This window comes from Brevundimonas sp. EAKA (genome assembly GCF_000698025.1).
In the GTDB taxonomy this organism is placed as follows: domain Bacteria; phylum Pseudomonadota; class Alphaproteobacteria; order Caulobacterales; family Caulobacteraceae; genus Brevundimonas; species Brevundimonas mediterranea_A.
Genome location: NZ_JMQR01000018.1, coordinates 1 through 22,084 on the forward strand (window position 1 = coordinate 1; position 22,084 = coordinate 22,084).

General features: G+C 66.5%; 22 protein-coding genes. 11 read left to right on the plus strand and 11 right to left on the minus strand.

What is annotated here, in order from left to right; all coding sequences use genetic code 11:
- Together mutL and ER13_RS04215 are read right to left on the minus strand one after the other, a co-directional pair.
- The coding region (mutL, locus tag ER13_RS04210; protein ID WP_035306887.1) for a DNA mismatch repair endonuclease MutL at window positions 1–412 on the minus strand (412 nt) is incomplete at its 3' end.
- Between the two features lie 63 nt (window positions 413–475).
- A complete protein-coding gene (locus tag ER13_RS04215; RefSeq protein WP_035306889.1) occupies window positions 476–2,248 on the minus strand; it encodes a response regulator in 1,773 nt (590 codons plus the stop codon).
- A 103-nt stretch (window positions 2,249–2,351) separates the two neighbouring features.
- On the opposite strand from ER13_RS04215, the gene ER13_RS04220 reads away from it, so the two are divergent.
- Window positions 2,352–2,633 (plus strand): type II toxin-antitoxin system RelE/ParE family toxin, encoded by a 282-nt coding sequence (locus ER13_RS04220; RefSeq protein ID WP_008259369.1) that lies wholly within the window; start codon window positions 2,352–2,354, stop codon window positions 2,631–2,633.
- Window positions 2,634–2,640: 7 nt separating this feature from the next.
- Window positions 2,641–2,922, plus strand: a complete 282-nt coding sequence (locus tag ER13_RS04225; RefSeq protein WP_197019724.1) for a HigA family addiction module antitoxin — start codon at window positions 2,641–2,643, stop codon at window positions 2,920–2,922.
- Window positions 2,923–2,949: 27 nt separating this feature from the next.
- Here the strand turns inward: ER13_RS04225 and ER13_RS17905 are convergent, their stop codons facing one another.
- From ER13_RS17905 to ER13_RS04240, 3 genes are read right to left on the minus strand one after another with little or no spacing between them, the layout of a single operon-like run.
- Window positions 2,950–3,906 carry a toll/interleukin-1 receptor domain-containing protein gene (locus ER13_RS17905; RefSeq protein WP_154725767.1) on the minus strand — a complete coding sequence of 319 codons (957 nt, stop codon included), beginning with the start codon at window positions 3,904–3,906 and terminating at the stop codon, window positions 2,950–2,952.
- Complete coding sequence (gene cobS / locus ER13_RS04235; RefSeq protein WP_008262747.1) at window positions 3,906–4,910, minus strand: cobaltochelatase subunit CobS; 1,005 nt, start codon at window positions 4,908–4,910, stop codon at window positions 3,906–3,908. The genes ER13_RS17905 and cobS overlap by 1 nt, the downstream gene beginning before the upstream one ends.
- A gap of 57 nt (window positions 4,911–4,967) precedes the next feature.
- Window positions 4,968–5,396 carry an organic hydroperoxide resistance protein gene (locus ER13_RS04240; protein WP_035306895.1) on the minus strand — a complete coding sequence of 143 codons (429 nt, stop codon included), beginning with the start codon at window positions 5,394–5,396 and terminating at the stop codon, window positions 4,968–4,970.
- 173 nt (window positions 5,397–5,569) lie between these two features.
- Between ER13_RS04240 and ER13_RS04245 the strand changes: the two genes are divergently transcribed.
- Together ER13_RS04245 and prfB are read left to right on the plus strand one after the other, a co-directional pair.
- Window positions 5,570–7,945, plus strand: coding sequence for a penicillin-binding protein 1A (locus ER13_RS04245; RefSeq protein WP_050771714.1), 2,376 nt, complete (start codon window positions 5,570–5,572; stop codon window positions 7,943–7,945).
- Window positions 7,946–8,064: 119 nt separating this feature from the next.
- Window positions 8,065–9,190 (plus strand): peptide chain release factor 2 gene (gene prfB, locus ER13_RS04250; RefSeq protein WP_155988079.1). Its coding sequence is split into 2 segments (ribosomal slippage): window positions 8,065–8,133 and window positions 8,135–9,190, totalling 1,125 coding nucleotides; the frame shifts between segments, so codons are not numbered across the junction.
- A 78-nt stretch (window positions 9,191–9,268) separates the two neighbouring features.
- Here the strand turns inward: prfB and ER13_RS04255 are convergent.
- From ER13_RS04255 to tyrS, 4 genes are all read right to left on the minus strand, one after another.
- Window positions 9,269–9,826 (minus strand): polymer-forming cytoskeletal protein, encoded by a 558-nt coding sequence (locus ER13_RS04255; RefSeq protein ID WP_035306900.1) that lies wholly within the window; start codon window positions 9,824–9,826, stop codon window positions 9,269–9,271.
- Entirely contained in the window at window positions 9,810–10,955 is a 1,146-nt protein-coding gene (locus tag ER13_RS04260; RefSeq protein ID WP_035306903.1) for a peptidoglycan DD-metalloendopeptidase family protein, read from the minus strand. Before ER13_RS04260 ends, ER13_RS04255 begins: the two co-directional genes overlap by 17 nt.
- 158 nt (window positions 10,956–11,113) lie before the next feature.
- A complete protein-coding gene (locus ER13_RS04265; protein WP_035306906.1) occupies window positions 11,114–11,581 on the minus strand; it encodes a peroxiredoxin in 468 nt (155 codons plus the stop codon).
- Between the two features lie 136 nt (window positions 11,582–11,717).
- A complete protein-coding gene (gene tyrS / locus ER13_RS04270) occupies window positions 11,718–12,971 on the minus strand; it encodes a tyrosine--tRNA ligase (protein ID WP_035306910.1) in 1,254 nt (417 codons plus the stop codon).
- A 199-nt stretch (window positions 12,972–13,170) separates the two neighbouring features.
- On the opposite strand from tyrS, the gene ER13_RS04275 reads away from it, so the two are divergent.
- The 7 genes from ER13_RS04275 (at window position 13,171) to ER13_RS04305 (ending at window position 20,059) form a co-directional block, all read left to right on the plus strand.
- Window positions 13,171–13,677 (plus strand): DOMON-like domain-containing protein, encoded by a 507-nt coding sequence (locus ER13_RS04275; protein ID WP_035306912.1) that lies wholly within the window; start codon window positions 13,171–13,173, stop codon window positions 13,675–13,677.
- Entirely contained in the window at window positions 13,674–14,876 is a 1,203-nt protein-coding gene (locus tag ER13_RS04280) for an exo-beta-N-acetylmuramidase NamZ domain-containing protein (RefSeq protein ID WP_035306915.1), read from the plus strand. Before ER13_RS04275 ends, ER13_RS04280 begins: the two co-directional genes overlap by 4 nt.
- A gap of 128 nt (window positions 14,877–15,004) precedes the next feature.
- Window positions 15,005–15,943: a hypothetical protein gene (locus ER13_RS04285; RefSeq protein WP_154725771.1), complete on the plus strand. Its 939-nt coding sequence runs from the start codon at window positions 15,005–15,007 to the stop codon at window positions 15,941–15,943.
- A 7-nt stretch (window positions 15,944–15,950) separates the two neighbouring features.
- On the plus strand, window positions 15,951–16,508 hold the full coding sequence (locus ER13_RS04290; RefSeq protein WP_035306922.1) for a hypothetical protein: 558 nt from the start codon (window positions 15,951–15,953) through the stop codon (window positions 16,506–16,508).
- Window positions 16,509–16,702: 194 nt separating this feature from the next.
- Window positions 16,703–17,266, plus strand: a complete 564-nt coding sequence (gene ahpC, locus ER13_RS04295) for an alkyl hydroperoxide reductase subunit C (protein ID WP_008260815.1) — start codon at window positions 16,703–16,705, stop codon at window positions 17,264–17,266.
- A 159-nt stretch (window positions 17,267–17,425) separates the two neighbouring features.
- Complete coding sequence (ahpF, locus tag ER13_RS04300; protein WP_035306924.1) at window positions 17,426–19,012, plus strand: alkyl hydroperoxide reductase subunit F; 1,587 nt, start codon at window positions 17,426–17,428, stop codon at window positions 19,010–19,012.
- 87 nt (window positions 19,013–19,099) lie between these two features.
- Entirely contained in the window at window positions 19,100–20,059 is a 960-nt protein-coding gene (locus ER13_RS04305) for a DMT family transporter (RefSeq protein ID WP_035306925.1), read from the plus strand.
- Between the two features lie 19 nt (window positions 20,060–20,078).
- Here ER13_RS04305 and ER13_RS04310 read toward each other — a convergent pair whose 3' ends face one another.
- Window positions 20,079–21,365, minus strand: a complete 1,287-nt coding sequence (locus ER13_RS04310) for an NAD(P)/FAD-dependent oxidoreductase (protein WP_035306927.1) — start codon at window positions 21,363–21,365, stop codon at window positions 20,079–20,081.
- Window positions 21,366–21,397: 32 nt separating this feature from the next.
- Complete coding sequence (locus ER13_RS04315; protein ID WP_008262115.1) at window positions 21,398–22,048, minus strand: alpha/beta hydrolase; 651 nt, start codon at window positions 22,046–22,048, stop codon at window positions 21,398–21,400.
- Between the last annotated feature and the right edge of the window lie 36 nt (window positions 22,049–22,084).

Below are 22,084 nucleotides of genomic sequence, written 5' to 3' on the forward strand. Positions count from 1 at the left end.
CCAGGGGACGGGTCGCGCCGCCCTCGACCTGGATGACCCAGGCTTCGGCCTCGTCACGCGACCGGGTGGTGATCGACAGGCGGGCGACCGAGCCGATGGAGGGCAGGGCCTCGCCCCTGAAGCCCAGGGTGTGGATGCGCAACAGGTCCACGTCGCCGGCGTCGTCGGGTTCCAGCTTGGATGTGGCGTGGCGCTCGATGGCCAGGGGCAGTTCGTCTTTCGGGATGCCCTTGCCGTCGTCGGCGATCAGGATGCGCGACAGGCCCCCGCCGTCGGCCTGGATCTCGATATTGCGCCCGCCCGCGTCCAGGGCGTTCTCGACCAGTTCCTTGATGGCGCTGGCCGGCCGCTCGACCACCTCGCCGGCGGCGATGCGGTTGACGGTTTCGGGGGAGAGGCGGCGGATGGGCATGTTCACCCAAGATAGGGCGGCGAAGGGATTCGCGCCACGACGGCGTGTGGGGACGCGGCCCCGTCAGGCGTCGGCGTGCTGGGGGGCGGCCGAGAGAACGGCCTGGAGGGCGGCGATCTCGATGGGCTTGCGCAGAACGCCGTCGGCGCCGGCCGCCATGTAGCGGGCCACGTCCTCGTCGAACACATTGGCGGTCAGCATCTGGATCGCTGTGCGGGGGCGGCCGGTGGCGGCCTCCTCGGCGCGGATCGCCGTCAGGGCCTCGACCCCGTCCATGACCGGCATCATCACATCCATCAGGACCAGATCGAAGGGCGTCGCGCGCAGGACCTCGACCGCCTCGCGCCCGTTCTCGACCAGCACCAGGTCCAGGCCGAAGGACTGGAACAGCAGGGCCAGCAGCTTGCGGTTCGCCGCATGATCCTCGGCGGCCAGTACGCGGGGCGCGCGCGGGGCGGCGACGGAGGCGCTCGGGGCGTGGGGTTGGACGGCGGCGGTCGAAAGCGTCGCCCGCTCGGCCGTGAAGCGGAACCAGAAGACCGCGCCCCGGGGCTGGGCCGCCCGCACGCCGAGGGCGCCGCCCAGGGCCTGGACGCTGGCGCGACACAGGGCCAGACCCAGGCCGGCGCCGCCCGCCGCGCGGCCGGCGTCCAGTTGTTCGAACGGCAGGAAGATGCGTTCGCGCTGATCCTCGGGCACGCCGGGGCCCTGGTCGTGAACCTCGAAATCCAGGTCGATGCGGCCGTCGGCGGCGGGCAGGGCGCGGATCCGGATGCGGATGGTCCCGGCCGGCGTCAGTTTCAGCGCATTGGACAGATAGTTGATCAGGACCTGCTCGACCCGACCCTCGTCCGTCATCACGACGAAATGCTCGCGCACGCCCTGAAGCTCGATCTTCAGGCTCAGGCCCAGTTCGTCCACGCGGGATCGCCAGACGCGCGCGATGGCGTCCAGCCGCTCGCCCAGATCGACCGGGGCGAGGCGCAGATCGACCTCGCCGGACTCGATCTTGGAGATGTCCAGGGCGCCGTTCAGCAGGCGCAACAGCATCCCCCCGGCCTCGGCCATGTCGTCGATCACGGCGGCCTCGGCCTTGGGGCGACGACGGCCGCGCAACACCTCGGTCAGGCCCAGGATGACGTTCAGGGGGGTGCGGACCTCGTGGCTGATCATGGCCAGGAAGCGGGACTTGGCCTTGTTGGCCCGTTCGGCGGCGGCGCGGTCGGTCTCGGCCTGGGCCAGGGCGGTCTGAAGCTCGCGCGAGCGTTCGGTCAGGGCCACCATCAGTTCGACCGTCTGGCGATCGCTGCGCCATTGGCGCCAGGAGGCGGCGATGATGCCCAGGACGAACACGCCGACGGCGACCTTGATCCCCGTGGTCGCCTGGGGCTGGTTGGAGGCGAGGATCATGGCCGCGATGGACGGCGGGACGACGGCGGCGGCGAAACTGCGCCGGCTGATGTGCACCTGAAGGGCGCCGACCATCAGATTGCCGGCCAGCAGCAGGCGCAGATAGTCGAGATAGTGGGGCTGGGAATGCCAGACCGCGAGAATGAACAGGGCGTTGTGCGTGGCGAGGCCGAGGGTGACGGCCTCGGTGCTGAGCCTGAAACGTCGCTCGGCCCCCGGGGCGCGGGGGCGGGCGCGAGCGGTCTGGACGACGTTCCAGAGCACCAGGTAGAGGCCGAACTGGAAGACCGCGAAATTGGTCGCCCAACCCCAGCCGATCACCCACCAGCCCACGATCACGATCGCGGCGATAGTGACCAGCCGCACCGGGAACATGTCCCGGTAACGGTCGGCATAGGCTTTTAGGTAATCTGTACTGTCGGCCACTACGCCAAGTCCCCGCTTCAAGCGTGGCCTTACGCGAGGGAGCTTAACGAGGCCTCAATCGTGCTTGATTGATCGGCATAACGCCGTACGTTATGCTGCCGCCATGATCCGCAGTTTCCGTGATCGCGAGACGGAGCGCTTCTGGAACGGCGTCGCCATACGGCGACTGCCGCCGGATATCCGACGCGCGGCGCAGCGGAAGCTGGAGCTGATCGATGCGGCCTCGCGGCTGGACGACCTGAGATCGCCGCCGGGAAACCGGCTGGAGGCCTTGTCAGGCGACCGGAAGGGACAGCATTCGATCCGGATCAATCAGCAGTGGCGGATCTGTTTCCGCTGGACAGACGGAGGCGCCGAAGATGTCGAAATCTGCGACTACCACTGAGGAACTGATGGAACCGGTGACGCCGGGTGAAATCCTGCTGGAGGAGTTCATCCTTCCCGCGGGCCTGAGCCAGACTGCGCTGGCCAAGGCTATCGGGGTGCCGCCGCGCCGGATCAACGAGATCGTCCTGGGCAAACGCGCCATCACCGCCGACACCGACCTGCGCCTGGCCCGCTACTGGGGAGTGAGCGAGGGGTTCTTCCTAAACCTACAGAAGAGCTACGACCTGCGGATGCAGCGGGCGAAGATGGGCGATGCGCTGGCGATGATCAGGCCGAGGGCGGCGTGACCCGGCAAGGGCTCGGGATGAAGGATTTTACAGCCCGGCACGTCGGCGAGATTCTTCAGCCTCTTCTGCTGTCTGGATGCTGATTATGTGTTCCGGAAGGAATGTCACCTCACTGTCGAAGGTCAGTGGTGCGTCCTTTTCGATATGGACGTCTTCCTCATCATCGGGGTTGACGAATACGTATGAGGCCGGCTGATTTCTAAGCCGTCCTACAAAGTATGGGCCGCTGTGGCCGGTCACCTCGACCCACATCCGCTCACCCTCAACTTCCGGCTCCGCCGAATCGTCCTCATCATCGACTATAAGTTGCTGCAATTCAAAGCTTAACTTGACTAAATCGGTCGGCTTTACAGCCTGCCGTTCTTCCTCGGACGGTATAATGAAAGTGTCCGGGTATATTTCTGCGCTCACAACACCGCTGTTGAGATAAAATCCGTCAATCTCGAGTGTCGCCAAACGAACGGTTGTCCGATTTTCATGTGCGGTAAACTCTGGCTTTCTTCCAAGCGCTGGTGGGCTGAGGCGAGGTGCCTTGTAGATTGCCCGTAGAAGATCTTCGAATGTCTCGTCTGATACGTCGCCTCGCATATCCAAGGCGTGTATGCCGAGAAAATGAGGAGGTAGCGCCGAGTCCGTGTCACTCGCATTGAATGAGCCCGATCGGATCAAAGGTATGAACTTCGATCGGGGCACACCCGAGGCGATTTGCCCAGAGATGATCTGCTGTTCATAACCGACGCCGCCCCTTCTTTGAAGAGAACGGGCTGCGTAGTTTGGAGTGCAGACAACAAGAGTGAAGTCGCAGTTCTGAACACTGCTCTCCATGAACGCCGTCAAACTATCCCCTAAGGGGACATCCCACTGATCAAGCTTAACGGTAACGCCGTTTTCAACGAGCCGGCTTGCTAGCCCAAGAACCCAACCCTTGTGGCTTTCATCGTCCCAAGAGTAGCTGATGAAGGCGGTCGGATTGTCGGCCGCCATCACCCCACCTTCACCCGCGTCGCCGCCTCGGGCAGGTCCTCGCCGAAGGCGCGCTGGTAGAACTCCGCGATGGTGGGGCGTTCCAGTTCGTCGCACTTGTTCAGGAAGGTCAGGCGGAAGCTGAGCGCCAGGTCGCCGCCGAAGATGATGGCGTTCTGGGCCCAGGTGATGACGGTGCGGGGCGACATGACGGTGGAGATGTCGCCGTTCATGAAGGCGTTGCGGGTCATGTCGGCGACGCGGACCATGGCGGCGATGCGGCGGCGGCCCTCGGCGTCCTTCCACTCGGGCACCTTGGCGGCGACGATCTCGGCCTCGACGTCGTGGTCGAGGTAGTTCAGCGTCGTGACGATGTTCCAGCGGTCCAGCTGGGCCTGATTGATCTGTTGCGCGCCGTGATACAGGCCCGTGGTGTCGCCCAGACCGATGGTGTTGGTCGTGGCGAACAGGCGGAAATGCTTGTTGGGGCGGATGACGCGGTTCTGGTCCAGCAGGGTCAGGCGGCCCTGGGCCTCGAGCACGCGCTGGATCACGAACATCACGTCGGGGCGGCCGGCGTCATATTCGTCGAACACCAGGGCGACGGGGCGTTGCAGCGCCCAGGGCAGGATGCCCTCGCGGAATTCGGTGATCTGCTTGCCGTCCTTCAGGACGATGGCGTCCTTGCCGATCAGGTCGATCCGGCTGACATGGCTGTCCAGGTTCACGCGCACCAGGGGCCAGTTCAGGCGGGCGGCGACCTGTTCGATATGGGTCGACTTGCCCGTGCCGTGATAGCCCTGGACCATGACGCGGCGGTCGAAGGCGAAGCCGGCGCAGATGGCGATCGTCGTCTGCGGATCAAAGCGATAGGCCTCGTCGATCTCGGGCACATGGCTGTCGCGCTCGGCGAAGGCGGGCACGGTCATGTCGCTGTCCACGCCGAAGGCCTCGCGCAGGGTCACGCGGCGGGCGGGTTCGAGCGTCAGCAGGGGGTCGGGAGTGGCGTCGAGCGGGGAGGTCATGCCTCCATCTAGAGGCGCCGCGCGCGCGGCTCAACACGCGCGCGGCCCATCATGCGGTTATTTCGCACTGAGACGCACATCGACGTTGCCGCGCGTGGCGTTGGAATAGGGACAGACCTGGTGGGCTTTCTCGATCAGGTCGTCGATGACCGCCTGGTCCAGGCCATGGTCGGTGACGGTCAGGTCGACGTCGAGGTTGAAGCCCTCGCCGCGCGTATTCTTGCCGAAGCCGATTCCGGCGGTGATCTTGGTGTCCGGGCCGACCGGGGTTCCGGCCTTGCCGCTGACCAGACGCAGGGCGCCGAGGTAGCAGGCGGCGTAGCCGGTGGCGAACAGCTGTTCGGGATTGGTCCCTTCGCCGCCCTTGCCGCCCATTTCCTTGGGCGTGGACAGTTTGACGTCGATCTTGCCGTCGTCGGTGGCCGAGCGGCCGTCCTCGCGGCCGCCGCCGGAGGCTGTGGCCTGGGCGCGATAGAGAACTTCCATGGTGGGCTCCTGGGGTTGCGAAGGCTTCAGATGGGGGCTTAACGGGAGACGGGAAGGGGGCGTTGCATCCGCGCCCTAGCCTTTAGGGGGCGACGCGGTCTAAAGCACCCTTTCGGGGCGCGTCGTCGGAGTACGCAGTGAAGATTGCCGAACGCTGGTTCGTGTGGGCGGGCATGGTTCTGCTGGGCGGTATCGCCCTGGCGGGGTTGGTCGTCGCCGTCTATGCGGCGTGGCTGTTTCACGACCTGCCGGACGCGTCCGAGTTGGCCGATTATCGGCCGCCGACGGCGACGCGGGTCTATGCCGGCGACGGCACCCTGATCGGCGAATTCTCGGACGAGCGCCGAATCTATGTGTCCTATGACCAGATTCCCCTGACCGTGGTGCAGGCCTTCCTGGCCGCCGAGGACCGCAACTTCTTCCAGCACGGCGGGATCGACGTGGGCGGCATCGGCCGGGCCTCGATCAAGAACATCTTCAACCTGGTGCAGGGGCGCCGGCTGGAAGGCGGATCGACCATCACCCAGCAGGTGGCCAAGAACGTCCTGCTGACCAACGAATCGAGCCTGAACCGCAAGCTGAAGGAAGCCATCCTGGCCAATCGCCTGGAGGCGACCCTGTCCAAGGAGCAGATCCTCAACCTGTATCTGAACGAGATCTTCCTGGGCTATCGCTCGTTCGGCATCGCCTCGGCGGCCTATAACTATTTCGGCAAGTCGCTGGCGCAGCTGACGCCGGACGAGGCGGCCTTCCTCGCCTCCCTGCCCAAGGGACCGAACAACTACCACCCCAAACGCCACCCCGGCGCGGCCAAGGGCCGGCGGGACTGGGTGCTGGGCGAAATGGAGCAGAGCGGCTGGCTGACCGAGGCCCAGCTGGTCGAGGCGCGCGCCCGGCCGCTGGTCACGCGCGATGCGCCGCAACGGTCGGAGTACAAGGACGCCGACTTCTTCGTGGAAGAGGCGCGGCGCCAGGCCGCCGCCAATCCGGACTTCGGGGCGCAGCTGCGCGCCGGCGGCTTCTATATGCGCACCACCCTGGATCCGACGCTGCAGACGGCGGCGCGCCAGGCCCTGATGCAGGGGCTGGAGAACTATGACCGACGCCACGGCTGGCGCGGGGGCTGGGGCACGACGGACTTCGCCGAGGGGTGGCAGGCCGCCGCCCTGAAGGAACAGGCGCCGCCCGAGCGCCGCACCTGGCAGGCTGCGGCCATCGAGAGCGTCAGCGGAAACACCGTCCGCATCCGCACCGCCAAGGATGACGAGACCGGAACCCTGATCGCCGCCGACGCCGCCTGGGCCAACGCCAACAAGCAACTGCGGCGCGGCGAACTGATCTTCGTCGAGCGGAAGGGCGGTCAGTACGCCCTGAAACAGGTGCCGCGCGTCAACGGCGCCCTGGTGGCGATCGAGCCCCAGTCGGGCCGGGTGCTGGCGATGGTGGGGGGCTATTCCTACGCCCTGTCCAGCTTCAACCGGGCGACCCAGGCGCGGCGCCAGCCGGGTTCAGCCTTCAAGCCCTTCGTCTATGCGACCGCCCTGGAAGGCGACTTCACCCCGGCCTCCATCGTGCTGGACGCGCCGATCAGCTTCGCCGGCGGGGCCAACGGCCAGCGCTGGACGCCGGAGAACTACAGCCGCGAATACTATGGGCCGCAGAGCTTGCGGCGCGGGCTGGAGCTGTCGCGCAACGTCATGACCGTGCGGCTGGCCCAGTCGGTGGGCATGAAGAAGATCGTCGATCAGTCGGCCCGGATGGGCATCCCCGGCCTGACGCCCAACCTGTCGGTGTCGCTGGGCGCCGGCGAGGTGACGCCGCTGGAGATCACGGCCGCCTATTCCGCCTTCGCCAACGGCGGGCGGCGGGTCACCCCCTATCTGATCGACTACGTCCAGGATCGCGACGGCGAAACCATCTTCCGCGCCGACACCCGCAGCTGCCGCGACTGCGCCCGGGGCTTCTCCGGTCAGGAATCGCCGCGCCTTCAACCGCGCGGAACCCAGGTCATCGATCCCATCACCGCCTATCAGATGAGTTCGATGCTGGAAGGCGTGGTCCAGCGGGGCACGGCCGCCAGCGCGCGCGGCCTGGGCCGGTGGGTGGCGGGCAAGACCGGCACGACCAATGAATATCGTTCGGCCTGGTTCGTCGGCTTCACCACCGACATCGTGGTGGGCGTCTTCATCGGCTTCGACGACAACCGGTCGCTGGGTTCGGGCGAGGCGGGCGCCTCGGCCGCCGTGCCGGTGTTCACCGAATTCATGCAGACGGCGCTGAAGGAACGGCCGGCGCGGCCCTTCGTGCGGCCCAAGAACGCCGTCTTCCGCATGGTGAACGGCATCGAAGAGGCTTTCCGTCCGGGTACGGAACGTCAGGCCCCGCGGCCGGTCCAGGCCCCGACCCAGCCCGTCGGGCCCCAGAACTATTATGAGGTGATCCGCCGCGAGCAGGAGGCCGCCGCCGCCGCAGCCGCAGCGCCACCGCCGCCCGCCGCCGCCCCTCCGCCGAAGAAGGCGCCGGCCGAGGACTTGAGCGGATTGTATTGAGGCTCTAGGTAGGCCTTTCGAACGGCGCGTCCTCGTGGCGCGCCGTTTTCCTTTAATCCTGCCCTTTTGCAAGGCCGCGAGCCTTGCTGTCTGAGGGCCTTGTGTCGCTGGAGATTGCGATGAGACCGGATGTCGAGGCCATGAAGGCCGACATCGAGCAGAGCGTCGCTCTGCTCAGGAGGCGTCTTTGACTGGGATGTCGCTCTAAGAAAGCTCGATGAGCTGAACGCGCGGGTCGAGGATCCGACCCTGTGGGACAAGCCCGAAGAAGCCCAGGCCGTCAGCCGCGATCGTTCGCAGCTGGAAGCCAAGATCAACACCGTCAAGGCGATGGAGCAGGACCTCGAGGACGGGGTGATGCTGGCCGAGATGGCGGACGAGGAAGGCGACGAGGGCACGCTGGAAGAGGCGCGCGTCCTGCTGCGGGGCATCAAGGACCGCGCCGCCCGGGCCGAGCTGGAAGCCCTGCTGTCCGGCGAGGCCGACGGCAACGACGCCTATCTGGAAGTCAATTCCGGCGCCGGCGGCACGGAGTCGAACGACTGGGCCGGCATGCTGCTGCGAATGTATTCGCGCTGGGCCAAGGCGCATGGCTATGAGGTCACGATCGAGGCCTATGAAGAAGGCGAACAGGCGGGGGTCAAGTCGGCCACCATCCTGATCTCCGGGCCGAACGCCTACGGCTGGCTGAAGTCGGAATCAGGCGTTCACCGCCTGGTGCGCATCAGCCCCTATGACGCGGCGGCCAAGCGGCACACCAGCTTCGCCTCCATCGGCGTCTCGCCCGTGGTGGACGACGCCATCGAGATCGACATCAATCCGTCGGACGTGCGCACCGACACCTATCGCGCCTCGGGCGCGGGCGGCCAGCACATCAACAAGACGGACTCGGCCGTGCGTCTGACCCACGTGCCGACCAATACGGTGGTGGCCTGCCAGGCCGGCCGGTCGCAGCACCAGAACCGCGAACAGGCGTGGAAGATGCTGCGGGCGCGGCTGTATGAGCTGGAACTGCAGAAGCGCGAAGCCGTGGCCCAGGCCCTGGCGGACGCCAAGACGGACATCGGCTGGGGCCACCAGATCCGATCCTATGTGCTGCAGCCGTACCAGATGGTGAAGGACCTGCGGACCGAGGTCGAGACCTCGGACACCCAAGGGGTGCTGGACGGTGATCTGGACGCCTTCATGGGCGCGGCCCTGGCGGCGCGGGTCGGCGAGACGCGCGGCTCCAGCGCGGACGCCTGATCGGCGCCGGGACGACCGCGGACAAGAAAAAGGGCGGCCCGGACACCGGGCCGCCCTTTTGACTTCAGGGCCTCGGGGTCAGACCGTTTCCTTCCCCTGGACGACCGGAGCGGTTTCCGGCTTCGGAGCGAGAGGGGCCGCCGCCTGCACGGCCGGCGCGACCGGGGTCACGGCGGCGGGGGCGGGCGCCTGACGCTGGCCTTGGGCGACGCGGCCCTGGAAGAAGGCGCCGACGTCGATCGACAGCTGTTCGGCCGTGATGTCGCCGTCCACATAGGCGGTGGCGACCAGTTTGACCTGCTTGCCCTGGACGCCGCCGACGACCCGGCCGCGCACCTCGACATAGTCAGCCTGAACATTGCCTTCGACGGCGCCGGTCTCGCCGACGATCAGGCGGCCGACGCGGACGTCGCCCTTCACCTGGCCGTCGATCTGCAGATCGCCGGCGCCCGAGACATTGCCTTCGAACACCAGGTCGGACGACAGGGTCGACAGACCGCGGCCGGTCGGCACGGCCGAAGGGGCGGCGCCGGCGGCGCGCGGCGCGGCGGGCATGTCCGGCAGCGGCGGGATGACCGGAGCGGTCGGGCGAGCCGCCGGGGTCGGGCTCGAGGGTTTGCTAATTTTGTTGAACAAGTTGGTCTCCTGCTCTGAGGAAGCGTGCGGGGTTCTGGGGTCGGCCGTTCAGCCAGACTTCGTAATGGAGGTGGACGCCGGTGGAGCGGCCCGTCGTGCCCATCCCTCCGATACGTTGGCCAAGCGCGACCGACTGGCCGGGCTGAACCCCCAGGGTGTTGAGATGGGCGTAACGCGTCTTGAAACCGCGACCATGGTCTAGCTCTACAGTATTGCCATAGCCTGAACGGACGCCGGCGTAGGCGACCACGCCCGGGGCCGTGGCGTAGATGGGCGTGTTCAGGGGAGCGGCGAAGTCCTGGCCCTGGTGGACGGCTGGCCGGCCGTTGAACGGATCGAAGCGGACGCCGAAGCCCGAGGTGGTGCGGGCCTGGGTCGGGCGTTTGAACGGCAGGCCCCCGGCGGCGTCGGTCAGGGCCCGCATCTCGTTCAGGTTGGTGGCGGCGTGGCGGATGCGTACGGCGAAGGGCTCGTCCACGTCCAGGATGGCGGCCAGGGCGCGCGGGTCGCGCGCCTCGACCAGGGGGCCGCCCAGGGGCTCGGACGCGGCGACATAGGCGGCCGGGTTCAGACCCGCCAGACGGAAGGCGAGACGCAGACGTTCCGCGCGGGTCTGGGCGAAGTCCTCGGCCCGGTCCAGCAGCCGTTCCTGATCCAGGCGCACGGCCAGAATCCGCTGGATCGGGCTGGCGCTGTCGGGGATGGCGGCGGGCGCGAGGGCGCGCTGGGCTCCCTCTACGCCGTGGAAGTCGGTCATCACCGTGGTCAGGGCGGCGTGGCGCCGTTCGATCATGGCGGCGGTCTGTTCCAGCGAGCCGTTGGCGGCGGACATGCGGACCACCGCGCTTTCCAGCCGGGCCTGAAGGTCGGCGTTCAGACGTTCCGACGCGGCGCGCGCGCGCACGACCTCGGCGTCGGAGCGGTGCTGGGCGATGAGGTCGAACAGGAAGGCGCCGGAGGCCACCAGGGACCAGAGGACGGCGGCCACGGCGACGGCGCCCAGAACCAGCTGTCTCTGCGCGGTCAGGGCATAGGCCCGGATATCGTCACGGCTGCGCAGGTAAAGGTATCGAACGGGCAAAAAACGTTCGAACCAAGATGATTCCGGCGACTGATCTTGCACGGTCATTACGCAACGCCCCCACGTCGAGGTGAGGTTTATCCGGTGCAACGATGACACGGGCAAGACTGTTCATGCCCTGTTAACCACGATTGATGCCGTTTTGCCGTCTCATCACGCGATTGTTGATTGAGATTCTCGCATTTGGCGAAACTCAGAATCGGAATTCAACCCAATGAACGGGCGGCCTCCAGAACCGCGGCTGCGTGGTCGGCGACCTTGACGTTGCGCCAGGTCCGGACGACCCGGCCGTCGGCGTCGATCAGGAAGGTCGCGCGCTCTATGCCCATATATTCGCGGCCGTAGAGCTTCTTCTGCACCCAGACGCCCCAGGCCTCGCAAGCCGCGCCGTCCTCGTCCGAGGCCAGGACGACGGCGAGGTCGTATTTGGCCTTGAATCGATCGTGCTTCTTCACCGTGTCCCTGGACACGCCGATGACCGGGACGCCCAGGGCGGCGAAGTCGGGCGTCAGGGCGGTGAAGTCCTGGGCCTCGCGGGTGCAGCCGGTGGTGTCGTCCTTGGGATAGAAATAGACGACGGCGGGCTTGCCCTTCAGGGCGGAGAGGGAGACCCGGCCGCCGTTGTCGGTCGGCAGGTCGAGGGCGGGGGCGGGGTGGCCTTCGGCAGCGGACATTTCAAACTCCGATCATCCCGGCGAAAGCCGGGACCCAGTTCTTTCGAGACAGTACGTTGGATCAAGCGCTGCGGACGTCGGATGCGGCGGAGCGCCCAAAGCACTGGGTCCCGGCTTTCGCCGGGATGAGCGGAAATCAAATCGGGCGAACGAGCACGATCTTCTTCTTGCCGGCAGCCAGCTTGATGACGCCGTCCTTGAGGTCGGCCTGGGTCAGCAGCTGGGCGCCGTCGGACACGGCGGCGTCGTTGAGGCGCAGGCCGCCGCCCTGGGCCAGGCGGCGCGCCTCGCCGTTCGAGGCGGTCAGGCCGGCCTTGGTCACGACGGCGGCGATCATGGCGCCGTAGACCTCGGCCGCCGGCAGTTCGACGGTCGGCAGGTCGGCGGAGACCTGACCCTTCTCGAAGGCGGTCTCGGCGGCGGCGCGGGCCTTGGCGGCTTCCTCGGCGCCATGCAGCAGGGTGGTGGCGGCGTCGGCGAGGGCCTTCTTGGCCTCGTTGATGGCAGCCCCTTCCAGGGCCTCGTATTCGGCGATCTGCTCCAGGCTCAGGTCGGTGAACAGGCGCATGAAGCGGCCGACGTCGGCGTCCTCGGCGTTGCGCCAGAACTGCCAGTAGTCATAGGGGCTGAGCTGTTCGGCGTTCAGCCAGACGGCGCCCTGGGCGGTCTTGCCCATCTTTCCGCCCGAGGCCGTGGTCAGCAGCGGGGTGGTCAGGCCGAAGGCGGCCTTCTGGTCCACGCGGCGGACCAGATCGACGCCCGAGGTGATATTGCCCCACTGGTCCGACCCGCCCATCTGCAGCGTCACCTTCAGGGCGCGGTTCAGCTCCAGGAAGTCCACCGACTGCATCAGCATGTAGTTGAACTCGAGGAAGGTCATCGGCTGCTCGCGCTCGAGCCGCAGCTTGACCGAGTCGAAGCTCAGCATCCGGTTGACGGTGAAATGGGTGCCGAAGTCGCGCAGGAACTGGATGTAGCCGTAGCCCGACAGCCAGTCGTCGTTGTTGACCATGACCGCGTCGGTCGGGCCGTCGCCGAAGGTCAGGAATTTGGCGAAGACCGTCTTGATGGAGTCGATGTTCGACTGGATGGTCTCCTCGGTCAGCTGGGGGCGCGACGTGTCCTTGCCGGTCGGGTCGCCGACCTTGGTGGTGCCGCCGCCCATCAGGACGATGGGCTTGCCGCCCGCCTGCTGGAGCCGGCGCAGCATCATGATCTGGATCAGGCTGCCCACGTGCAGCGACGGGGCGGTGGCGTCGAAGCCGATGTAGCCGGCGACCACGCCGGAGGCGGCCGCCTCGTCCAGCTCGGTCGGATGGGTGATCTGATGGATGTAGCCGCGCGCCTGGAGGGTGCGGAGGAAGTCGGATTTGAAGGCTTGTTCGGTCATGGCGGGGCTCCGTTAGCAGGGATGCCGGCGGTCGTCTTCCATTTCCGAAGAGCGCGTCGCCAGCGAAGGCGGCGCGTGTTCGCGGGCCGCTCGCTTACAGCGGGCGGTAATACAGGCCGGCGATGGCGCGGGCGGCGAACATGGGGCCTTCGATAAGGCGGAGCGTTGACCGGCGTCAAGCCTTCGCTACGAAGGACGGATGCGTCTGCCCCTGATCCCACACCCGAGTTCGCCGCCCGCCGGGCTGACGCTGGAGGTCGAGGCGCGGCGGGCGGGGCGGGTGTTGAGCCTGGAATATGTCGTGGCCGGGCCGGTTGAAATGGTGCGCTGGCCGCAGGCGGCGGCGCGGGCCAGAACGGACGAGCTGTGGCGGACGACCTGTTTCGAGGCCTTCGTGCGGACGGCGGACGGCTATGTCGAATATAATCTGTCGCCGTCGGGGGCCTGGGCGGCCTATCGGTTCGACGGCTATCGCGAGGGGATGCGGAGGCTGGAGATCACGGCGCCCTTCATCGTGACGCGGATGGCGCCCGGGCGGTTTGGGCTGACGGTCGATGTGGACCTGCCGGAGGATGCGACGGACGCGGTCGGGCTGACGGCTGTGGTCGAGGGGCTGGACGGGGCGATCGCCTATTGGGCCCTGGCGCATCCATCGGATAAGCCGGACTTTCATCATTCCGACTCGTTCGCGCTGGAACTGCCATGAATTTCGGTCTCGACCGCCTGCTGTCCGACGACGCCCTGAGGGCGCAGCTGAAGGGGCGGCGTGTGGCCCTGCTGGCGCATCCGGCCTCGGTGACGAAGGATCTGGGCCATGCGGTGGACGCCCTGGCCGCCTGTCCCGAGATCGAACTGACCGCCGCCTTCGGGCCGCAGCACGGGATGAAGGGCGATCTTCAGGACAATATGATGGAGAGCCCGGATTATCGCGATCCGGTCCACAGCTTCCCGGTCTTCAGCCTGTACGGCGAGGTCCGGCGGCCCAGGGACGAGTGGATGGAGACGTTCGACGTCGTCCTGATCGACCTGCAGGACCTGGGCTGCCGCATCTACACCTATGTGACCACGCTTCTGTACGTGCTGGAGGCGGCGGCGAAACACGGCAAGTCGGTGTGGGTGCTGGACCGGCCCAATCCGGCGGGGCGGCCGGTCGAGGGGCAGACGCTGAAGCCCGGCTGGGAGAGTTTCGTCGGGGCCGGGCCGATGCCGATGCGGCACGGGATGACGATGGGCGAACTGGGCCTGTGGTTCATCGACCAGTTCAGGCTGGATGTGGATTATCGCGTCGTGGAGATGCAGGGCTGGGCGCCCGAGGCGGGGCCGGGCTTCGGCTGGCCGCTGGGCGAGCGGGCCTGGGTCAATCCCAGCCCGAATGCGCCGAACCTGTCGATGGCGCGCGCCTATGCCGGCACGGTGATGCTGGAGGGGGCGACCCTGTCGGAAGGGCGGGGCACGACCCGGCCGCTGGAGCTGTTCGGGGCGCCGGACATCGATGCGCGGGCGGTGATCGCCGAGATGCACGCCCTGGCGCCGGAGTGGTTGGGCGGCTGCGTGCTGCGCGACATGTGGTTCGAGCCGACCTTCCATAAGCATGTCGGCCAGCTGTGCAGCGGGGTGCAGATCCATGTCGACCACCCCGGCTACGACCACGGCGCCTTCAAGCCGTGGCGGGTGCAGTCCCTGGGGTTCAAGGCGATCCGGCGGCTGTATCCCGACTACGACCTGTGGCGGGATTTTCCGTACGAATATGCGTTCGGGAAACTGCCCATCGACGTGATCAACGGCGGGCCGGGGCTGCGGGAATGGGTGGATGCCGCGGCGGCGGGGCCGGGGGATCTGGATGCGGCGACGCGGCCGGATGAGGCGGGATGGGAAGAGGTCAGGCGACCGTTCCTGCTGTATTGAGCCGCACAGGCCGGCCTGTTCGGTGGAGTGGCTGGAGCTGGGTGATCGGTTGAGGTCCGGCGGGCTTGGCGCGAAAACAGGGTGACAAAGCGCCAAGGTGCCAAACGGTGAGGGGCTGCGGGGCGAATATGACTGAACACCTGGACTACGAAGTCGAAGAGCATCGACGCGCGTGGGTGGACCGAAAAATAGCTTCCGTGATGGGAGATGATCACAAAGCGCGACACGGTGAATATGGTCGACTTTTGGACGGCGTGACACGAACGGCGGCCTTGGAGGCGGTTGCTGCGGGTCATAGGCACAACGACACGACTGGCCGGTATGGTCGGAACGTATTCGACGAGATGTTGGCTGCTGCGTCCGTCCCCATCGACCATCTCCGCTATGCTTTTGCTCCTTCGTGGGACGACAATAGCGGACGCGTCTGGAGCCACCGCCATTACGTTTTAAGCGATGTCACTGCCAAGCCGGAGCAACGGGCGAAGATGGTCCCGCAGTTTCAGCGTCCGGAGATCGAGGAAGTGGTCGGGCGGTACGTCGCCGGGACGGTTAAATCGGCCGAGGCCGACCGGGTGTTCGTGGACGTGATGGTGGCTATGGAGTTCTACCAGTTTGCAGATAGCGTCCTGAACGCTCCGCACATCCCGATTCTCGCTCCTAGCGCATGGAAGCGTCGGCCGATCACCGACTGGATTTTCGGCCGGTTCATGTCGGCGGTCGCTGGCTATCTCGGCTACTTGCTATTCTGGTTTGCTTCGAAGGCGTTCTTCCCCGAACGCTGGCTCTGGATCGTAGGCTTCATACTGACCGGGCTATTTTTCCTCGAAGCGACCTGGTCGCTGATCATGCTCCCGAGCGAGTGGATCAAGGTGCGGGCGCACCAAAAGAAAGTAACCCTCTATCTGGACCAGATGAATGGCCTCTACAGGTCGTTGGCGTCGGATGGTCCGATCAGCGCCAGACATATTTCGGAGTTGGTGGCCAAATCGACCGATGTCGGTGTGATCTGGCCCGCCACGCTGCACGTTTTGCTGGAGGACATCATGGCGCGAGGCGGTCGGTTCTAGCGATAAGATGATCCAAGTCCTGAACTGCACAAGAGATCAGATCACCGAGATCGCGGTCGATGAGGCGATCCGACGCCTTGGCTTGCTGCATCCATCGGCTCGCACTGCGATCATGACAATGATGAAGGATGATCAAGGTCAGCACCCCCGTTCGCTCTGTACGGCCTACCGCAAGGCTGGAGACCAGATCACGAAGGAAGAACTCAAGGCCATCGGTTTACGTGCCAGTGCTTTCATGAGCCGAGAAGCTTTGGCCGATCTGACCGACCTCGGATTGGAGAAACCGCTGGAGGCACATGTGGATACCCTCTTGCGATCCTATTTCACGGTCTCCCGCTGGCGTTCGTTTCAGGCAACTGACGAACTGGTGAGGCAAGGCGTCTCGCGTGAAGCTATCGTCTACAAATACTCCATGCTTCCACCTGTTTGTGACTGTTGCAATGCGTTGAATGGCGAGCCGACCACACCGGAGACGGCGCACATTCTCGCTCCCGATGATTGCGAGTGCGTGACCGCAAACTACTCGATCCAACAGCGAATAGACTGGTTCTACGATCTGGACTGATCGCCAGACTCGTTGGTCGATTTCAGTCTACAGGAAGGCGAAAAAAAGGGGAGTAACGGCGTTGGGCAGGGTAGCAGCGGCGTATCGTTATAACCAAAATCTATCACGCATCTGCAAATAAGTGATTGGGCTTATCTGCTGCGGTGCGGTAGGAAGCGGGCCTCCCCAACCTCCCAACGGAATGGAAGCCCTGCATGGCCCTCATCAACACGACCCTCAAACCCTTCACGGCCGAGGCCTACAAGGACGGCAAGTTCCTGACCGTCACCGACGCCGATGTGGCGGGCAAGTGGGCGATCTTCTTCTTCTATCCGGCCGACTTCACCTTCGTGTGCCCGACCGAGCTGGAAGACCTGGCCGACCACTACGCCGAGTTCCAGAAGCTGGGCGTCGAGATCTATTCGGTGTCGACCGACACCCATTTCTCGCACAAGGCCTGGCACGACTCGTCGCCGGCCATCGGCAAGATCACCTACACCATGCTGGGCGACCCCTCGGGCCTGGTGACCAACAACTTCGACGCCATGCGTCCGGGCGTGGGCCTGGCCGACCGTGCGACCTTCCTGGTCGATCCGGACGGCGTGATCCAGTTCACCGAGACCACCTCGGAAGGCATCGGCCGCAACGCCGCCGAACTGCTGCGCAAGGTCAAGGCCGCGCAATATGTGCGCTCGCACCCGGGTGAAGTCTGCCCGGCCAAGTGGGAAGAAGGCGAAGCCACCCTGGCGCCGTCGCTCGACCTCGTCGGCAAGATCTAAGACTGACGCGACCCATCGGGTCCGGCCCGGCGCCGGACCCGTCCGTCGGCGGGGGCGCGTTGCGTTTCCAGCCCCCGCCGACATCCTTCTTCATGTCTCGCCTCGCCCGCGGTCGGGCTTGCAGGCGTCATGAGTTCAACTGTTTCAAGGACCTCTCCCATGCTGGACGCCAATCTGAAATCTCAGCTCGAGGCCTATCTGAAGAACATCGTCCATCCGGTCGAACTGGTCGCCTCGCTGGGCGCCGGGCCGAAGTCGCAGGAGCTGAAGACCCTGCTGGAGGAGATCGTCTCGGTCTCCCACGGCAAGGTCGAGATGGGCCGCGACTATGACGACGAACGCCAGCCCAGCTTCCTGATCCGCCGCAAGGGCACCGACATCGGCGTGCGGTTCGCGGGGATTCCGCTGGGCCACGAGTTCACCTCGCTGGTGCTGGCCCTGCTGCACGTCGGCGGCCATCCGTCCAAGGCCGCGCAGGAGGTGATCCAGCAGGTCAAGGACCTGGACGGCGACTATGTGTTCGAGACCTATTTCTCGCTGTCGTGCCAGAACTGCCCCGACGTGGTGCAGGCCCTGAACCTGATGAGCGTGCTGAACCCGCGCATCAAACACGTCGCCATCGAAGGCGGCCTGTTCAAGGACGAGGTCGAGGAACGCAAGATCATGGCCGTGCCGACGGTCTTCCTGAACGGCGAACTGTTCGGTCAGGGCCGGATGGAGCTGGAGCAGATCGTCGCCCGGCTGGATTCGGGCGCCGAGGCGCGGGCCGCCGAACGTCTGAAGGCCAAGGACCCGTTCGACGTGCTGGTGGTCGGCGGCGGCCCCGCCGGGGCGGCGGCCGCCATCTATACGGCGCGCAAGGGCATCCGCACCGGCATTGTGGCCGAGCGGTTCGGCGGCCAGGTGCTGGACACCATGGCGATCGAGAACTTCATTTCGGTGCCGCACACCGAGGGGCCGAAGCTGGCCGCCCATCTGGAACAGCATGTCCGCGAGTACGAGGTGGACATCATGAACCTGCAGAAGGCGGCCAAGCTCATCCCGGCCGAGGTTCCCGGCGGTCTGCACGAGGTGGTGCTGGAGAACGGCGCCAGCCTGAAGTCGCGCACCGTCATCCTGGCCACCGGCGCCCGCTGGCGCCAGATGAACGTGCCGGGCGAGGACCAGTACAAGAACAAGGGCGTGGCCTATTGCCCGCACTGCGACGGGCCGCTGTTCAAGGGCAAGCGGGTGGCCGTGATCGGCGGCGGCAACTCGGGCGTCGAGGCGGCCATCGATCTGGCGGGCATCGTGGCCCATGTGACCCTGATCGAGTTCGACAGCGAACTGAGGGCCGATGCGGTGCTGCAACGCAAGCTGGCGACCCTGCCGAACGTGCGGATCGTCACCTCGGCCCTGACGACCCAGGTGCACGGCGACGGCGAGAAGGTGACGGGCCTGTCCTACAAGGACCGCAACTCGGACGCCCATCATGACGTCGATCTGGAAGGCGTCTTCGTCCAGATCGGCCTGGTGCCGAACACCGAATGGCTGCGCGGCGCCGTGGCCCTGACGGCGCGCGGGGAGATCGAGGTGGATCATCGCGGCGAGACCTCGCTGCCGGGCATATTCGGCGCGGGCGACGTGACCACCGTGCCCTACAAGCAGATCGTCATCGCCATGGGCGAAGGCTCCAAGGCGGGGCTGTCGGCCTTCGACTATATGATCCGCACGGTTCCGGCCGAAGAGGCGGTCGAGGCGGCTTAGGGGCGGTCGATCCTTCGGTCTGGGGGCCGGTGTTCGCCGCCTGACAAACCGTGTAAGCGCGGCCGGGGGTGAAGGCGGAGCGCGACAATGACGGCATCCTCGGACCGGCTGTGGGGCGTGGCTTCCGGCCTGGGGGCAGGCGCGATGTGGGGGCTGGTGTTCCTGGCGCCCAAGTTCGCGGCGGAGGCGTCGCCCCTGTTGCTGACCGCCGGGCGCTATCTGGCCTACGGGCTGATCGCGGTCGTTCTGATCGCCCCGCGCTGGCGACGGCTGGCGCCCCTGATCGAGGCGGGCACGTGGCGCGCCCTCGTCTGGCTGAGCCTGGCGGGCAATCTGGTCTATTTCGCCTTTGTGGTCGTCGCCGTTCACCTGGCCGGGGTGGCGGCGTCGGCCCTGATCGTGGGCATGGTGCCGGTGGTGGTGGCCCTGTGGGGGCTGAAGGATGGAGGCGGGCCGCCGGCGTCTCGGACGGCGCCGCCCATCGTCCTGGCGGCCGTGGCGGTGGGGCTGATCGGCTGGCGCGCCCTGTCGCACGGCCATGGCGTTTCCGGCGGACCAACCGGGATTCAGACTTTGATCGGTCTGGGCTGCGCCCTGGGCGCCCTGATCTCCTGGACGGTCTATGCGGTGGGCAACAGCCGCTGGATGGCGCGGCTGACACAGGTGTCGCCCCACGACTGGTCCCTGCTGACCGGGGTGGTCACGGGCGGTCTGGCGCTGCTCCTGGCGGTTCCCGCGGCGCTGACGACCCAGGGCTGGACCGGCGGTGCGTGGCTGAAGCTCGCCGGCGTCTGCCTGGGCGTGGCCCTGTTCGCCTCGATCATCGGCAACGCCCTGTGGAACCAGGCCAGCCGCCGTCTGCCGCTGACCATGCTGGGGCAGATGATCGTGTTCGAGACCGTGTTCGCCTTCGTCTACGGCTACATCTGGGAGGGACGGGGACCGGCTGTGATCGAGATCCTGGCCATACTGATGATGATCGTCAGCGTGGTCTGGTGCGTGCGCGCCCACGGTCCGGCCCCAATCGCCGAGGAACCGCTGCACTGAGCCACGGGCCGCGCGCGCCTCAGTGCAGCTTCAGCCGTCCGGAGACACGGCGGTGCAGCAGGCGCGACAAGGCCAGGATGGCGGTGCGGCGGACGCCCAGGATGGCGCGGTGATGGTCCAGGTGCAGGGCCATATAGGCCCATTTGGCGATCAGGCCCTCGATCAGGAAGTTCGGGCCGCCCAGATTGCCCATCAGGGAGCCGACGCCCCGGTCGCCGCCCAGGGACACCAGCGAACCCTTGTCATGATAGACGTAGGGGCCGGGATCGCGCGACGGGTCGGATCGAGCCATGGCCAGGGCCTTGGCCAGATAGGCGGCCTGCTGGGCCGCCGCCTGGGCGCGGGCGGGGACCGGACGCCCCTCGGGCCCCGGCGCCTCGGCGCAGTCCCCCATGGCGTAGATGTCAGGGGCCGAGGTGCGCAGGTGGTCGTCTACCACGAACTGATTGAGGGGGCCGGTGGTCAGGCCCAGGTCGCGGTTGGTCTCGGCCGCCTTCACCCCGGCCGCCCAGACGATCAGGTCGGCGGGCACCTCGCCCCTGGAGGTGTCCAGCCGGCCGGCGTGGACAGCCTTGACCTTGGCGTCGGTCAGCAGGCGCACGCCCTTTTCTTCCAGGGCATGGGCGGCCTTGGCCGAGACCCGTTCGGGCAGGCCGCCCAGGATGCGGGGCGCGGCCTCGACGAGGGTGACCGCGAGGTCGAACTTCTGCCCCTCGGTCAGGCCGGCCGACAGTTCGTCATGCCCCTCGATCAGTTCGGTGGACAGTTCGACCCCGGTGGCGCCGGCCCCGACGATGGCGATGTTCATCGTCTGCCCGTCGGAATAGGCGGTCGCCAGGAAGGCGGCGGTCAGCCGTTTGTTGAACGCCTCGGCGTCCGCCACGTCTTCCAGCAGATGGGCGTGTTCGGCGGCGCCGGGCGTGCCGAACAGGTTCGAGCCGCTGCCGATGGCCAGGACGAGGGTGCGGAACTTCACCGTGCGGGGGCGAACCAGGACGGCGTCGTCCTGATCCCGGATTTCGCCCAGGGTCAGGGTCTTGTTCGTCGGATCGAGGCCGGTCAGATCGCCGAAGGCGAAGCTGAAATGATTGCGCCGCGCCAGCACCGGGTAGGACAGGCCTTCCTGGTGGCTGTCCAGAGACCCCGCAGCGACCTCGTGCAGGCTGGGCTTCCACAGGTGGAAGATGGAGTGATCGATCAGCAGGACGCGACGGCGGCCCTCGCGCGGGCCGAACCGACGGCCCAGGCGGGCGGCGAGCTCAAGCCCGCCCGCGCCGCCGCCGATAATGACGATGTCATGTTCCATTCGGGTCTCCAACGCGCGACCCGAGGATCGGATCAGGCCGGCTTTTCTTCCAGACGCTTGTCCAGATAGGCGCCGACGCGGCGTTCGACAGCGCTGATGTGGTCCTGCCAGAAGTGGCTGGCGCCCTCTTCCAGCTCATAGTCGATGATGATGCCCTTCTGGGTGCGCAGCTTGTTGACCACGCGTTCGACCTCGGCCGGGGGCACGACGGTGTCTGCGGTGCCGTGCAGGAACAGGCCCGAGGCCGGGCAGGGGGCCAGGAAGCTGAAATCGTACATGTTGGACGGGGGCGAGACCGAGATGAAGCCGTCCGTCTCGGGGCGGCGCATCAGAAGCTGCATGCCGATATAGGCGCCGAACTGATAGCCGCCGACCCAGGTCTGGCTGGCGCCGGGGTTGTTCGACTGAAGCCAGTCCAGGGCCGTGGCCGCATCGGCCAGTTCGCCGATGCCCGAATCGAATTCACCCTGCGACTTGCCGACGCCGCGCGAATTATAGCGCAGGGTGGCAAAGCCGCGCTGCTGGAACAGCTGGTGCAGGGTGACCGTCACCGGGTTGTTCATATGTCCGCCCGCCTTGGGGTGCGGATGCAGAATCAACGCGATGGGGGCGTTCGGGCGCTTGCCCGGGGAATAGCGGCCTTCGATGCGACCGGAGGCGCCGGGCAGGATGACTTCAGGCATAGGGGCTCTGGAATCCGTTCAACTGTCGTTTCGCGT

Coding starts and splice junctions, on each gene's coding strand:
- ER13_RS04290 (WP_035306922.1), top strand. CDS start 15,951: ATGATCCAAGTCCTGAACTGCACAAGAGATCAGATCACCGAGATCGCG.
- ER13_RS04280 (WP_035306915.1), top strand. CDS start 13,674: ATGAATTTCGGTCTCGACCGCCTGCTGTCCGACGACGCCCTGAGGGCG.
- ahpC (WP_008260815.1), top strand. CDS start 16,703: ATGGCCCTCATCAACACGACCCTCAAACCCTTCACGGCCGAGGCCTAC.
- cobS (WP_008262747.1), bottom strand. CDS start 4,910: ATGACCTCCCCGCTCGACGCCACTCCCGACCCCCTGCTGACGCTCGAA.
- ER13_RS04240 (WP_035306895.1), bottom strand. CDS start 5,396: ATGGAAGTTCTCTATCGCGCCCAGGCCACAGCCTCCGGCGGCGGCCGC.
- ER13_RS04285 (WP_154725771.1), top strand. CDS start 15,005: ATGACTGAACACCTGGACTACGAAGTCGAAGAGCATCGACGCGCGTGG.
- ER13_RS04275 (WP_035306912.1), top strand. CDS start 13,171: ATGCGTCTGCCCCTGATCCCACACCCGAGTTCGCCGCCCGCCGGGCTG.
- ER13_RS04305 (WP_035306925.1), top strand. CDS start 19,100: ATGACGGCATCCTCGGACCGGCTGTGGGGCGTGGCTTCCGGCCTGGGG.
- ER13_RS04260 (WP_035306903.1), bottom strand. CDS start 10,955: ATGACCGTGCAAGATCAGTCGCCGGAATCATCTTGGTTCGAACGTTTT.
- ER13_RS04265 (WP_035306906.1), bottom strand. CDS start 11,581: ATGTCCGCTGCCGAAGGCCACCCCGCCCCCGCCCTCGACCTGCCGACC.
- ER13_RS17905 (WP_154725767.1), bottom strand. CDS start 3,906: ATGGCGGCCGACAATCCGACCGCCTTCATCAGCTACTCTTGGGACGAT.
- ER13_RS04245 (WP_050771714.1), top strand. CDS start 5,570: ATGGTTCTGCTGGGCGGTATCGCCCTGGCGGGGTTGGTCGTCGCCGTC.
- tyrS (WP_035306910.1), bottom strand. CDS start 12,971: ATGACCGAACAAGCCTTCAAATCCGACTTCCTCCGCACCCTCCAGGCG.
- ahpF (WP_035306924.1), top strand. CDS start 17,426: ATGCTGGACGCCAATCTGAAATCTCAGCTCGAGGCCTATCTGAAGAAC.
- ER13_RS04220 (WP_008259369.1), top strand. CDS start 2,352: ATGATCCGCAGTTTCCGTGATCGCGAGACGGAGCGCTTCTGGAACGGC.
- ER13_RS04225 (WP_197019724.1), top strand. CDS start 2,641: ATGGAACCGGTGACGCCGGGTGAAATCCTGCTGGAGGAGTTCATCCTT.
- ER13_RS04315 (WP_008262115.1), bottom strand. CDS start 22,048: ATGCCTGAAGTCATCCTGCCCGGCGCCTCCGGTCGCATCGAAGGCCGC.
- ER13_RS04310 (WP_035306927.1), bottom strand. CDS start 21,365: ATGGAACATGACATCGTCATTATCGGCGGCGGCGCGGGCGGGCTTGAG.